12 protein-coding genes, 1 tRNA gene and 2 pseudogenes are annotated in these 13,294 nt (G+C 72.3%); 4 read left to right on the top strand and 11 right to left on the bottom strand.

Annotation, left to right across the window (positions count from 1 at the left end; all coding sequences use genetic code 11):
- Positions 1–14: 14 nt before the first annotated feature.
- From AB0H87_RS13690 to AB0H87_RS13650, 9 genes are all read right to left on the bottom strand, one after another.
- Entirely contained in the window at positions 15–386 is a 372-nt protein-coding gene (locus AB0H87_RS13690) for a VOC family protein (protein ID WP_360143776.1), read from the bottom strand.
- 76 nt (positions 387–462) lie between these two features.
- On the bottom strand, positions 463–669 hold the full coding sequence (locus AB0H87_RS13685; RefSeq protein WP_203708426.1) for a hypothetical protein: 207 nt from the start codon (positions 667–669) through the stop codon (positions 463–465).
- A gap of 52 nt (positions 670–721) precedes the next feature.
- A complete protein-coding gene (locus AB0H87_RS13680) occupies positions 722–2,101 on the bottom strand; it encodes a dipeptidase (protein ID WP_360143773.1) in 1,380 nt (459 codons plus the stop codon).
- A 169-nt stretch (positions 2,102–2,270) separates the two neighbouring features.
- Positions 2,271–3,380, bottom strand: a complete 1,110-nt coding sequence (locus tag AB0H87_RS13675) for a M48 family metallopeptidase (RefSeq protein ID WP_360143770.1) — start codon at positions 3,378–3,380, stop codon at positions 2,271–2,273.
- A 371-nt stretch (positions 3,381–3,751) separates the two neighbouring features.
- Positions 3,752–4,333, bottom strand: coding sequence for a hypothetical protein (locus tag AB0H87_RS13670; protein ID WP_360143767.1), 582 nt, complete (start codon positions 4,331–4,333; stop codon positions 3,752–3,754).
- A complete protein-coding gene (locus AB0H87_RS13665) occupies positions 4,330–5,865 on the bottom strand; it encodes a cobyric acid synthase (RefSeq protein WP_360143764.1) in 1,536 nt (511 codons plus the stop codon). The genes AB0H87_RS13670 and AB0H87_RS13665 overlap by 4 nt, the downstream gene beginning before the upstream one ends.
- Positions 5,862–6,833, bottom strand: a complete 972-nt coding sequence (locus AB0H87_RS13660; RefSeq protein WP_360143782.1) for a cobalamin biosynthesis protein — start codon at positions 6,831–6,833, stop codon at positions 5,862–5,864. The genes AB0H87_RS13665 and AB0H87_RS13660 overlap by 4 nt, the downstream gene beginning before the upstream one ends.
- Before the next feature lie 42 nt (positions 6,834–6,875).
- Positions 6,876–8,066 carry an N-methyl-L-tryptophan oxidase gene (gene solA / locus AB0H87_RS13655; protein WP_360143761.1) on the bottom strand — a complete coding sequence of 397 codons (1,191 nt, stop codon included), beginning with the start codon at positions 8,064–8,066 and terminating at the stop codon, positions 6,876–6,878.
- Positions 8,067–8,294: 228 nt separating this feature from the next.
- Positions 8,295–9,626, bottom strand: coding sequence for an FAD-dependent monooxygenase (locus AB0H87_RS13650; RefSeq protein ID WP_360143758.1), 1,332 nt, complete (start codon positions 9,624–9,626; stop codon positions 8,295–8,297).
- A gap of 53 nt (positions 9,627–9,679) precedes the next feature.
- Between AB0H87_RS13650 and AB0H87_RS13645 the strand changes: the two genes are divergently transcribed.
- On the top strand, positions 9,680–10,258 hold the full coding sequence (locus AB0H87_RS13645; protein WP_360143755.1) for a TetR/AcrR family transcriptional regulator: 579 nt from the start codon (positions 9,680–9,682) through the stop codon (positions 10,256–10,258).
- 214 nt (positions 10,259–10,472) lie between these two features.
- On the opposite strand, the pseudogene ssb reads toward AB0H87_RS13645, so the two are convergent.
- Positions 10,473–10,841: pseudogene (ssb, locus tag AB0H87_RS13640) on the bottom strand (single-stranded DNA-binding protein); the annotation flags it as partial.
- Positions 10,842–11,015: 174 nt separating this feature from the next.
- On the opposite strand from ssb, the gene AB0H87_RS13635 reads away from it, so the two are divergent.
- Complete coding sequence (locus tag AB0H87_RS13635) at positions 11,016–12,041, top strand: alpha/beta hydrolase (protein WP_360143779.1); 1,026 nt, start codon at positions 11,016–11,018, stop codon at positions 12,039–12,041.
- 217 nt (positions 12,042–12,258) lie between these two features.
- Here AB0H87_RS13635 and AB0H87_RS13630 read toward each other — a convergent pair.
- Positions 12,259–12,630, bottom strand: a pseudogene (locus AB0H87_RS13630) (hypothetical protein); the annotation flags it as partial.
- A 91-nt stretch (positions 12,631–12,721) separates the two neighbouring features.
- Here AB0H87_RS13630 and AB0H87_RS13625 point away from each other — a divergent pair.
- Together AB0H87_RS13625 and AB0H87_RS13620 are read left to right on the top strand one after the other, a co-directional pair.
- Positions 12,722–12,797: transfer RNA gene (locus tag AB0H87_RS13625), tRNA-Arg, on the top strand.
- Positions 12,798–12,829: 32 nt separating this feature from the next.
- The gene (locus AB0H87_RS13620) at positions 12,830–13,291 is read left to right on the top strand and encodes a hypothetical protein (protein WP_360143752.1); all 462 of its coding nucleotides are present in this window, start codon (positions 12,830–12,832) and stop codon (positions 13,289–13,291) included.
- The last annotated feature ends 3 nt before the right edge of the window (positions 13,292–13,294 follow it).

Below are 13,294 nucleotides of genomic sequence, written 5' to 3'. Positions count from 1 at the left end.
GGCGGAAGTCGCCGTCAGGGACGGGGTGGGAGCTGCTGCAGGGACCAGGTGTTGCCGTCCGGGTCCGCGAAGTAGACGAAGGACCCCCACGGCTGGACGTCGACCGGGCTCGCGTCGACGCCCTTGCTGACTAGCTGCTCGCGGGCCTTGGCCACGTCGGCAACCACCACCTGCAGGCCCTTCTGGGAACCGGCCGCCATCTCGGTGACGCCGGTGCCCAGGACGATGGAGCAGGCCGAGCCGGGTGGGGTGAGCTGGACGAAGCGTAGGTCCGGGTTGACCTGGTGGTCGTGGTCGGCGTTGAAGCCGCACTGGTCGACGTAGAACGACTTCGCGCGGTCGACGTCGGATACCGGGATTGCGACGAGCTCGATCTTCCAGTCCATGCAAGGACGCTATCGGCCGGGTGTGACAGTTTCCGGGAGGCCGGCCAGGCAAGCGCCGGCCTCCCGGAACATCAGCTCAAGCGGCGACCGGCTCCTCGATGCGTAGGCCGCGGGAGCGTACGCCGTCGGCGACCTTCGAGAGCAGGGCGTCGAGGGCGCAAAGGTTCACCGACAGCTCGCCGAGCTGCTCGCGGAGGGCCTCCTCCGACCACGCGGAGACATCGAGGTCTCCCAGTGCACTGACCGCGGCGCCGAGCCGCGTGATGGCCTCGTTCGTACTCATGTTCGATAGACTAGGCCAACCCACCGACATTTTCCGCCCGGAGATCGAAGAGTCACCCGACCGAGCCGGCGGACTCCCGCGCGACCGCGGCCACGTTCGCGAACAGGAGCGCCTCGGCCAGGCACACCCGCTGGAACTCGCCGAGGTGCAGGCTCTCGTTCGGGCCGTGCGCCTTGGAGTTCGGGTCCTCGACGCCGGTCACCAGGATCGCCGCCGCCGGGAACATGTCCTGGAACGTCGCGATGAACGGGATCGAACCGCCGACGCCCATGTCGACCGGCTCGACGCCGTCCCAGGCCACCCGGAAGGCCGACCGACCGGCGGCGAACATCGGGCCGGTGGTGTCGATCTCGCACGGCAGACCGTCGGACTCGAGGACCACCGACACCTGGGCGCCCCATGGGGTGTTCTTCTCGACGTGGTCGACGATGGCGGCGTACGCGCGCTTCGGGTCCTCGCCCGGCGCAAGCCGCACGCTGACCTTGGCCTTCGCGGTTGGGATCAGCGCGTTCGGCGCACCCGCGGTCGGCGGGGCGTCGATGCCGAGGATGGACACGGTCGGCTTGTGCCAGATCCGGTCGGTCAGCCGCCCGGTGCCGATGAACTCGACACCGTCGAGCATTCCGGCCTCCTCGCGCAGCCGGTCCTCCGGGTAGTCGACGACGGCGGTGGCCGTGCTGACCAGGCCCGGGATGGCCACGTCGCCCGCGGCGTCGTGGAACGTGGCGATCAGCCGGGACAGGGTGGTCAGCGCGTCCGGCACCGCCCCACCGAACATGCCGCTGTGTACGGCGGCATCGAGCACACGTACCTCGACGAAGCAGTTGACCAGCCCGCGCAGCGAGGTGGTGACCGCCGGCACGCCGATGTCCCAGTTGCCCGAGTCCGCGATCACGATGACGTCGGAGCGCAGCCGGTCCTGGTACCGATGCAGCAGCCCCTCCAGCGACTCCGAGCCGAACTCCTCCTCGCCCTCGACGAAGACCACGACGCCGACCGGCAGCGCGTCACCGAACGCCCGCAGGGCCGCGACGTGCGCCATCACGCCGGCCTTGTCGTCGGCCGCGCCGCGGCCGTAGAGGCGACCGTCGCGCTCCGTCGGCTCGAACGGCTCCGACTTCCAGAGCGACATGTCGCCGACCGGCTGCACGTCGTGGTGCGCGTACAGCAGGACGGTCGGCGCGCCCTCGGGCGCCGGCTTGTGGCCGATCACGGCGGGCTGACCGCCGTTGCGGACGATCTCGACGTCGAGACCGCAGCCGCGCAGCAGGTCGGCCACCGCCTCCGCGGAACGCTCGACGTGGCTGAAGTCGAAGCCGTCGAAGGCGATGCCGGGGATGCGGATCAACCGTTCGAGGTCGGCACGGACGCCCGGCATCTCGCGCTCGATCGCGGCGCGCAGCTCGGACTCGGAGAGGATGGGAGCGGTCATCCCGTGATCGTAAGCCGACCCACACCCGGGCCGACCAGGCCATCCTCCGCGGGACTCAACCCAAGCCCAGGTCAGGGCGGCAGGCGCCGCGAGCACGGGCCGTCCGCCGGCGGCGCGACGTGCACCAGAGCCGACCAGGCCGATCGCCGCGCGCGACCGCGCCGACCGCTCAGCCCGGACCCGGCTCGTCGCGCCGCTCGTTGCGTCCCCGGGCTGCCCGCCCCGCGGCCTCCGCGGCGGTGCCGACCCAGCTGCGCGCCTTCGCCGCCCCTCCGCCGGCCCAGTCGCCCACGTCGCTGGCACCGTCGCCGAGCCGGCGTAGCAGCCCGACCAGCGGGTCCTGCGACCGGCCGAACGCCTCCCGATATGACTCCGCGGCCGCCTTGATGTCGTCGCTGATCCGGGCGCCGCTGTCGTCGTCGCGGCGCGGGTAGTCGCCGCCGACGACCCGCGCGTAGTCGCCCGCGTCGATCCAGTGCCGCAGGGCGGCGGCCCGGGCGACCGGGACAGGGTGGCTGTTCCAGGCGGTCAGGCGGATCTTGTGGAAGCTGTCGCGCAGGTCGCCGCCGCCCTCGTATTCGGCGGCCTGCTCCAGGAACGCCGCGGTGTCGATCTGGGTGAGGTCACCGCCGCCGGCGAGCTTCATCAGCAGGCGCAGCGACGACGCCGGGTCCTGGTTGGCGAGCAGACCGGCCCGGTCGGCGGACAGCTCCGCCTTGCGCCACCACTCCAGCATCGCCGCGATGATCGCCCGCAGCGCGATCGCGCCCACGGGCAGCCAGCTCAGGTTGGCCGCCCACCGGGTCAGGATCATCAGCATCGTCTTGTAGACCGCGTGCCCGCTGCGTAGGTGGCCGATCTCGTGCCCGAGCAGCGTGCGTAGCTCCTCGTCGTCGAGTTGCTGGACCGACGCGGAGTCGAGCACGATGAACGGCCGGTCGAGCCCGATCGCCTGGCCACCCAGCACCGGCGAGTGCCGCACGAACAGCTCGGGTAGCTCGGGCAGGTCGAGCGACTGCGCGGCCTCGGCGCAGAGCCCGTAGACCCGCGGGTATTGCCGGTGGTCGACGCGGATCGAGGAGGCGAGGAAGGTCAGCCGGAAACCGCGCTCGTTCCACATGCCGAAGAACGCCTTGAGCACGTCGTCGAAGCCGCGTAGCTCGCGCAGCGCGGTGAGCGCGCCACGGTCGGCCGGATGCTCCCAGGCACGGGAGCTGATCCCGGTCAGCGCCACCCGCCGCCGCGCGGGAACAGTCGCGCTCTGCTCGTCGCCGCTCATCGTGCGCTCCCCCGGGTCGCTCTGCTGTCTCGGCCCAGCGTGCACCACGGCACGGCGTGCGTCTATGCCTGTGGATAACCACTGACCGGTCGGACCACCCGCTTCGCGACAACCAGATCAGCGTCCCTCGGCGGCCAGGTCCGCGGTCCGCCGCCGGGACCGCCCGATGCCGCTTTTCCAGGGGATACGCACGACGGGGCCCGCAACGCACGAAGGAGCGCGCGGGTCGACCCCCTGCCCACCGCCTGTGGACGACGCCCACCCGACGCACTCCATCGACGAATGTCGGCAACCACGGTGAACCTTCGGCCCCCGTCCCGGTACTCATCACCATGACCACCTGGCTCCGCGCCCAGACCAGCGACCCGCGTTCAGCGGTCGACGTCCACCGCGTCACCGGACCACAGGCCGGAGACCACCACGTCAGCGTGATCCGCGGTGCGCTCGGCCGCGAAATGCCGATTCTCCCGTCGGCGCCACCGCAACAGTTCCGGCCGCGTGGCCACACCGTCCCGCCGCAGCGACCGGGCCAGCCGCAGCCGCGGCGGCGCGTCCACGAAGACCGTGAACGTCAACTCCGGCCCGGCCCGGGCCGCCCCGAACCCCTCGAGGATCACCACCGGAGCGGCCGGCACCGCCACCCACGGCCCGACGAACCTGCCGCGCCCCCAGTCGTAATGTCGATGCCGACCGGGCCGCCCCGCCCGCAGCGGTCCCAACACGAGCTCGTCGAGCCGCTCCCAGTAGGAGAACTGGTCCTCCCAGCCGTCGAGGAAGTCGTCGGTGTGTACGACCGGCACCGCCATGTCACCGACACCGGAGACAGCGGTGGCCAGCCGGTCGGCGAAGACCGTCTTGCCCGCCCCGCTGGGCCCGTCGACTCCGACCAACCGGGTCTGTCCGAGCCGAGCCCGCCGACGCAGGATCCGGCGCGCCAGCGCCTCGAAGGTCACGGCGCGCCGGGCGGCACGAACGGCAGCCCGCCCGGCGGCCCCTGCTCGACCAGGCGCCACAAGGCATCGGTGTCGAGATGCTCCTCGACCAGGTCGCCGAGCAGGTCGAGGGTGCATTCGCGGACGTCGGCGAACACCGTAGCCGGCGCGGGTGTGAAGCCGGACCGCCCCGCGAGCCGCGCCGCCTCGACGAGGAACCGGCGGCGGAACTCGTCGGACTCGAACGCGCCGTGCCAGTGGGTGCCGAAGACGGCGCCGTCGACAGCGCCCTCCGGCCGACCGTCCACATACGAAAGCAGCGGCGCCGCCGGCGCGCCCGACGAAACGCGCCCGTGATGGATCTCGTACCCACGCACCGGGACGCCGCCGAACGCCGTTCCCGACGCGAGCGTGACGGTCTTGCGCGCGTCGAAGGTGACCTCGATCGGCAGCAGGCCGAGCCCGTCGACCGTCCCCCGCCCGCTCTCCACGTCGTCATGGATCGCCCGCGCGAGCATCTGGTACCCACCGCAGATGCCCAGCACGGGGCGCCCGGCAGCGACCCGGCCCGCGACCACGTCCGCCAGCCCGGTCGACCGCAACCACCGCAGGTCATCCACAGTGGACTTGCTGCCGGGCAGCACGACCAGATCGGCGGCCGCGACGTCGGCGGGCTCGACGGTGAGGCGCACCCGCACCCCCGGCTCGGTCGCAAGCGCTTCGGCGTCGGTCGCGTTGGAGATCCGCGGCAACCGCACGACGGCGACGTCCAGCCACTCGGCACCGATGGGCGCCGCGGGCCGGCCGAGCGTGGTGCCGTAGGCGAGCGAGTCCTCGGCATCCAACCAAAGGTCCAGGTGCCACGGGAGCACACCGTAGGTCGGCCGCCCCGTCACCCGCTCCAGCATGTCGATGCCCGGCTGGAGGAGCCCCCGGTCGCCGCGGAACTTGTTGACCACGAACCCGGCGACGAGGTCCTGGTCGGCCTTGTCGAGCAGCGCGACCGTGCCGAACAGCGCCGCGAACACGCCGCCGCGGTCGATGTCGCCGACCACCACGGTGGGCAGCCGCCCGTGCCGCGCCAGGCCGAGGTTGACGAAGTCCGTGTCGCGCAGATTGATCTCCGCGGGACTGCCGGCGCCTTCGCACACGACGACGTCGTACTCGCCGCGCAGTTGGTCGAAGGTCTCGAACACGGTCCCGGCGAGCCGCGACCTGAGCGCTCGGAAGTTGCCGGCGTCGACCCGGTCCACCGCCTCGCCGAGCACGACGACCTGACTGGAGTGGTCGCTGCCCGGCTTGAGCAGCACCGGGTTGAACCGCACGTCCGCGGGGATCCCACAGGCCGCGGCCTGCATCGCCTGCGCGCGCCCGATTTCGCCACCGCGCCCGTCCGACCCGACCACCACGGCCGAGTTGTTGGACATGTTCTGGGCTTTGAACGGCGCCACGCGTACGCCCTGGCGGCGCAGCCACCGGCAGATCCCGGCCGTGACCACACTCTTGCCGGCGTCAGAGGTGGTGCCGGCGACGAGCAGCCCGCCGCCCCTCATCGCGTCGTCCGCTGCCGGGGCCGGCCCAGGGCCGCGGCCGCCGCCAGCGTCGCCGCCGCCGCGCCGACCAGACCGGACAGCCGCGCGGCACGGGCGATGTGCCGGTGGTCGGGGCGGGGACCGTCACCGAGGTACGGGCGGGTCTCGCTGCGTCCGAAGTAGACGTTGCGTCCGCCGAGCCGCACGCCGAGCGCGCCCGCCATCGCCGACTCGCACTGGCCGGCGTTGGGGCTCGGATGGTCGTTGCGGTCGCGCCGCCAGACCCGCATCGCCTCCTCCCGGCGGCCCCGCACCCGGGGCGCGGCCGCGATCGTGAGCAGCGCGGTCAACCGGGCCGGAGCGAGGTTGAGCAGGTCGTCGAGGCGGGCGGCGGGAGTGCCGAACCGGGCATATCTCGCGGACCGGTGGCCGACCATCGCGTCCAGCGTGTTGGCGGCGCGGTAGGCCAGCAGCCCAGGCACGCCGGCGACCGCACCCCACCACAGCGGCGCGACGACGGCGTCGGAGGTGTTCTCCGCGACGGACTCGACGGTGGCCCGGGCCAGCTCGAGCTCGTCGAGCTGCGCGGGGTCACGTCCGCAGAGGTGGTTGAGGCGCCGCCGGGCCGCGGGGACGTCGCCGCCGCGCAGGTGGCGGGCCATCGCCCTGCCCTCTTCGCGCAGGGTCCGTCCGCCGAGCACGGTCCACGTCGCGGCCGCCGTCACCGCGAACCGGGACACCGGGCGTCCGCGGGTGGCGAGCGCCGCGGCCAGGCCGAGCGCGGCGGGTGTGCCGACGGCGAGCAGGGCGTACGCGGCTCCGGCGCGCCGGTCGTCGCGGTAGAGCCGCTTTTCGACGCGCTGCGCGAGCGTGCCGAAACCGGCGACGGGGTGGAAGCGCCGCGGGTCACCCAACAGCGCGTCGAGCCCGTACCCGGTCAGCAGTCCGGCCGCGTCGGCCACCCGGTCGCCGAGCGTCGTGCGGTCCATCGCCAGCCATCCCACATGATCACCCTAGGCCGGGCCGTACACCTATGGTCCGGTGGCCTTCGCGGTGAACCGACCCGGCGCGAACTGTTCGATGTTGTGCAGCGTGTGCCCGGTCTGCGCGAGGTCGGCGAGGATTTCGCCGATGACGGGGGCGAACTTGAACCCGTGCCCGGAGAAGCCGGCCGCCACCGCCACGGTCGGCACCTCGGGGTGCAGGCCGAGGATGAAGTCGCCGTCCGGCGTCATCGTGTAGAGGCACGGCTTGGACTCGATGTAGCTGGAGTCGGCCAGCGCCGGCAGCCGTGACCTCAGCCAGGCCGTCATCGTGTTGAGGTCGTCGGGCGTCGCCGACGGTGCGCCGAGCTCGGCATCCGCCGGACGCTCACCGGTGTGGAAGGCGGCCTTGACCACCGCGCCGACGCCAGGCCCCGCGCCCTGCAGGTCGTTGGGCGGCGCGAACGCGGGCACGCCGTATCCGACCTGGTCGCCGTCCGGCTCCCAGATCCAGGCGGGGCAACGCCCGATGGCGAACGGGTCGGACGGCAGCCAGTAGTGCTGGAGCCGGCTCTCCAAAGTGACGGGCACGCCGGTCATCCGCAGCAGGTCGGCGGCCCACGGCCCGGGGCAGACGACGAGCTTGTCGGCGGTGACGGTGTCGCCGTCGACCCGCACGGTCACACCGTCGTGGGTCGCCTCCCAAGCGGTCACGGCGGCGCCGTAGCGCAGCTCGGCACCGGACCGCTCGGCGAGCCGCAGGTGCGCGCTGATCGCGGCCTCGGGCCGGATGATCCCCGCGGCCCGCTCGTAGAGCCCGATCTCACCGTCCTCGGGCGTGAACGCCGGGAACCGCGCACGGATGGTCTTGGCTTCGAGCAGCTCGTGCTCGAGCCCATGGGCCTGCGCCGACGCGAGCGCACCAGCGACGTGGACCGAGTCGGGGGCGCCGAGCATCAGGCCACCGGTCTGCGTCATCAGCTCGACGCCGGCGAGGTCACCGAGCTGTCGCCAGAGCTCGTAGGCACGCTGCACCAGGGGCACATAGGCACGACCTTCGGCGTACGCCTGCCGAATGATCCGCGAACCTCCGGCGTGCTCACCGCGCGCGTGCGGGGGCGTGAACCGGTCGAGTCCCAGCACGCGAACGCCCCGGCTGGCCAGGTGGTACGCCGCGGCCGCGCCCATCGTGCCCAGCCCCACGACCACGACCTCGGGCCGGCTACCGGTCAGCTCCATTCCGGCAGCCTAGACGCACGCGGAGGCACCGAAGCGGACAGGAGATACGTAACCCACCCGGACGCGTCGCACCCGCCCCGACGCACGCGGTCGCCCGTCCGGCCGACCCGGTCGGGCCGGCCGTCACGTGGTTGTCCTGGACGCCGCCGAACGTGGTCTCCGCCGCGGCTGATGCCCGCGCTGCACCGGCCGGCCCGGCCGCGGTCGACGACGCCCGGGCTCCCACGTTCACCCGGAGACCGACGCACCCGGACTCTCGCCCGCCGGCATCACCGGCCGACCGGACTTGTCACACGCCGCCGCTCCCGGTCGGACCGCGCGACCGACCCGACGCACGCCACCGCCCACGAGCCGCCCGAGCAGGTTGGCCGGCCGCAGGTACTCGTCGTAACGCCCGACGCCCGCGAGCACCCCGAGAAAGCGCGACGTCTCCGCCGGATCGTCGGCGATCGCAGACAGCAGCAGCCGCTGCGCCGCCGAGAGGCGCAGAGTGGCCAACGCCCGGGTCATCGCGAACACCGGCGCCGCGGCCGCGTCCCGCTCCCGCTGGTATCCGGCAAGCGCGTCATCGAGTCCACCACCGGTGGCTCCGAGCCCCCGAACGACCGCCGCGGCAAGCAACTCGGCGTCGCGGAAGGCATTGCTGATGCCCTGGCCGGCCACCGGATCCATGACGACCCCGGCGTCGCCGACCAGCGCCCACCCGGGCCCGTGCGCCGCCCGGAACAGGTTGGGCACGTCGGGCGCCAACCGGAACCTCTCGGCCCGGACCCCGGACCGCACGCGCTGGCCGAGGTCACCGCACCGGTCGAGCGCCGCGAGATAACCGGCGGCCGGATCGGCCCGGAACCGGTCGAACTCCGCCAGTGGCGCGAACACCGCGATCATCACCAGCCCGTCGTTCGTGTGGAAGGCCGGGACGGTGAGCCCGGGCCGCACGTGGATGGAACCGAGCGGCACCTCGACGCCGGACCAGTAGGTGTAACAGGCAAAGGTCGCGGGTTGCCGGACGTGATAGGCGCCGGCGCCCACCGCCTCGGCGATCGTGGACCGCTTCCCGTCAGCGCCGATCACGAGCCGGGCGGTCGCCGTGACGCGGCCGGAATCGGGGCCCCTCCCCCTCCCCTCCCCGCGTTCGTCGCCGCGGATGCCGGTGATCCGGTTCTGGGTGTCGCGGGTCAGTTCCTCGACCGCGAACCCTTCCCAGACCTCGGCGCCCGCCGCGCGCGCGGCGTCGACCAGCGCCGCGTCGAGCACCGTGCGCCGCGGCCCGTAGAGCGCATCCACACCGTCGACCGCCGGATAACGCCCTTCGAGCACGGCGCTGCCGGCGTCGAGCCGCACCACCGGCACCGCCGGCGTCACCTCCGCGATCCGGTCGAGCACGCCCCATCGCTCCAGCCGCGCAATGCCCGGCACCTGCACCTGGTGGGTCGACAGGGTGTCGCTCGGGAACCGGGCCCGGTCGACGGCCAGGACCCGCAACCCGGCCCGGGCCAGCAGCATCGCGGTCGCGGCGCCCGCCGCGCGAGTGCCGACGACGATCACGTCATGATCCATCTGGCCACCTCCATACGGAACCGTATGGAGAGACCATACGGTAACGTATGGTCGTGCGTAAACCCCGCCTCGGACCGGACGACTGGACCGCCGCCGCGCTGACCGCGATCGGCGAACATGGCCTCGCCGGTGTGGCCGTCGAACCGCTGGCCGCCCGGCTGGGCACCACGAAGGGCAGCTTCTACTGGCACTTCGCCAACCGCGACGCCCTGCTCGAGGCCGCCCTGAGCAGCTGGGACGAGACCTACACCGACGCGATCCTGCGCACCGTCGACGCGGAACCCGACCCGGTGGCGCGGCTACGGGCCCTGTTCGTCGCGGTCACCGCCTCCGAGCGGGCGCCCGTCGAGGTGCACCTGCACGCGGCGGCCGACCACCCCGCGGTGGCGCCGGCGATGCGCCGGGCCGTGGCCCGGCGGACCGCCTACATCGCCACGCAGCTCACCGCGCTCGGCTTCGATCCTGCCGAGGCCGACCGCCGGGCGCTGTTCGCCTACGCCACCTACATCGGCCACATCCAGCTCGTGGTGCGGATCCCCGACGCGGTGCCGCAGGGCGCGGCGCTCGAGGCCTACCTGGGCACCGTGTTGGCCGCCCTGCTGGGGCAGCCGGCGGCCAACCGCGCCGGCTGAGTCAGACAGGCACCCGCTCCTCCTCCACCGACGCACCAGCGCCCGCGCCGGCGACGGCAGTGGCCGCGTCAGGCAGGTCTGGGAACTCGGAGTCGTCGAACAGGTCGTCGCTGTCGCCGTACCGGGCCGGCACCTCGCCGTCGGCGACCTCCTCGGTCGGCTCCCCGCGGGCGCGCAGGCCGGCATCGTCGTCGTCGAGCTCGCTGGTCGCGCCGGCGGCCCGCGTGCGCACGAAGCGCGCCTTGCCCCGCGACAGGTCGTGGCCGATGGCCACCGCCTCCACCTCGTACGACGTGCGGTTGTTGCCCTCTGTGTCGGACCAGTCGCGCGTGTAGAGGCGGCCCACCACGACCACGGGGTCACCGGTCATCACCGACGACGCGACGCCCTCCGCGAGGCGCCGCCAGCAGGTCACCCGGACCCGCAGGCTGTTGCCGTCGACCCAGCGGTTGCTGTCGCGGTCGAAGCGCCGCGCGGTCGAGGCGACCCGAAAGCTGGCCACCAGCGTGTTGGTGTTGGTGGTCCGTCGCCACTCCGGTGCCGTCAGGACGTTACCGACCAGCGTCACATAAGTATCGAACATCATCATCTCCACAGCAGAAGCAAGAAAGGAACGAAGGGAGTCGACTCGGAGCACCAGCCTGCCCAGGGGCGCAGGCGAAGGCGACGAGCCGGACTCACGGCTGTGGATTGTGGAAAACCGAACGATCAAGTGAGGATGTGCTACGCGGGCGGTAGCGTCTGGATCGTGACAGACGTGGAGATAGACGTCCTCGGCGAACCGTACGAGCGCCGGGTCATCGACCTCGGGCACGACGACGAGGGACCGCTGGTCGCGACGCTGGTCAGCCGCCGCGCCGCACAGCCGACCGGCCGCGCCGTCCTGTACGTGCACGGTTTCGTCGACTACTTCTTCCAGACCCACCTCGCGGACTTCTACGTCGACCGCGGCTGGGACTTCCACGCGCTCGACCTGCGCCGCTACGGCCGCAGCCTGCAGCCGCACCAGACGCCGAACTTCACCACGGACCTCAGCGAGTACTTCACCGAGCTCGACATCGCCGCCGAGCTGATCGGCGCCGACACGCTGCTCGTCAACGGCCACTCGACGGGCGGCCTGGTCGCGTCGTTGTGGGCACATGCCCGGCGTGACCGAAAAATGATCGATGGTCTTTTCTTGAACAGTCCGTTCTTCGAGTTCAACATGCCGTGGGTGATGCGCGGCCCGGTGCTCGCCGGCGTCGCCCGGATGGGCCGCCGCCGACCCCGCCGGGCGGTCCCCCGCGGCCTGGAGAGCCTCTACGGGCAGAGCCTGCACATCAACTACCGCGGCGAGTGGGACTACAACCTGGCCTGGAAGCCGATCGAGGCCTTCCCGATCTTCGCCGGCTGGGTCGGCGCGATCAGGGCCGCGCACCGCCAGCTCTGGGCCGGCCTGGAGATCCAGGCCCCGATCCTGGTCGCCTGCTCGACCCGCACATTCCGCGGCGCGAAATGGCACGAAAGCATCAACGTGGCCGATGCGGTGCTGGACGTCGAACACATCGTCCGTTACGCGCCGCGCCTCGGCCAGCACGTCACCCTGGTGCGCATCGACGGCGGCCTGCACGACCTCACGCTCTCTGGGCCGCAGCCGAGAGAGCGCCTGTTCACCGAGGTGGGGCGCTGGATCGACGCGTACGTGACTCCCACGGACGGGGCCCCGGCGGTGGTGGAGGCGGTGGATACTCCGGTTCCGGCCGCTGACGCGGCGGCTGCCAGCGAGGGCCCGGTTCCGAGCTGACGGGCCGCGGCGGCCCGGCCCAGGGCCGCCAACCCGGCTCCGGCGGGCGCGGCCCCGGCGGCGGCTCGCGCCGGCCACCGAGCATCGGCAGCCACTGCCCGTCACGCCAAACCAGCAGCTCACGGCTGAGCGGATGCCGGTCACCGGCCATGAACACCCGCTCGACCGCCCGCCGCGCCTTGGACAGACCCGGTCGGGACTCACTACCCGTGATAATCACGACATCCCGGGCAGGCACCCCCACAACCAGCTCACCGGGTACGCGCGGCGCCAGCTCGTCCCAGAACTCCGCCGCGAGCAGCACGCTGGACTCAAGGCCCTCGAACGAGAGCATCAGCGCGGGCGGCCGACCGTGGATCTGCGCGCGGCGCAGGTTGTCGTAGAGGTGGTCGATCGCCATCCGGCGTAAGGTACGGCGGTTGACGGCCAGCCGATCAAGATCCGACCAGCTGACCATTCTTTCCCCGAACGGAGGACCGAAGGAGTAGGCGACCGCGATACCGTCCGTGAACTCGTCGAGCACGTGCCCGTCGTCGACCGTCCGGTCGGCGGTCGACACCAGGACGGGCAGAAAGCGGGTGCTCGTCACCTGCACGCGTGGAAACCTAATATGTGCAGGCGAGATCGTCACGCCCTGGCTGTCCGTCAATCCAACCGACACAGGGCGCGACGCCCGCCAGGCGCTCGTAGCTCAGTGGATAGAGCAGGGGTCTTCTAAGCCCAGGGTCGCAGGTTCGAATCCTGCCGAGCGCACCACCTGAACCCAACCGTGCGGGTACGTTGCGGGGGTGTCACTGATCTCCGTCGATCGCCCGCCCGAGAATGTCGCCGCCCCGCCGAATCGGGGTCGCCGCCGGCTGGCCGCGCTGTGCCTGGGGCTTACGACGGTCGGGCTGGTCCTGGGCTTCGCGGCGGCGAAGCTGAGCGCCGATCCGCACACCGCCCGGACGGAGATCATCACCGGCACCGTGACCTGGTCCAACGAGCAGACCAGGCTCATCGCCTTCGAGCGCGACGGCGTGACCCGTGGACCCGACGACAGCGACACGATCTACTCGGTGATCACGTACGGCTGGCAGGACGCCGGCGGCACGGTGCACGCCGACGACACATACCCGAGCTGCTTGGCCGGCACACCCGGCGAACCGGTCTCGATGGACCGGCACCGCGTCGAGATCAAGGCAATCCACCGCGACACGGGCGGAGAGCAGCAGGAGCACATCGCCGTTGCTGTGCGCTGCCTCGACTGACGG

It is taken from the genome of Asanoa sp. NPDC050611, assembly GCF_040654855.1.
GTDB lineage: Bacteria > Actinomycetota > Actinomycetes > Mycobacteriales > Micromonosporaceae > Asanoa.
The sequence above is the reverse complement of the archived record's forward strand: the minus strand, read 5'-3'. Positions and strand labels throughout refer to the sequence as shown.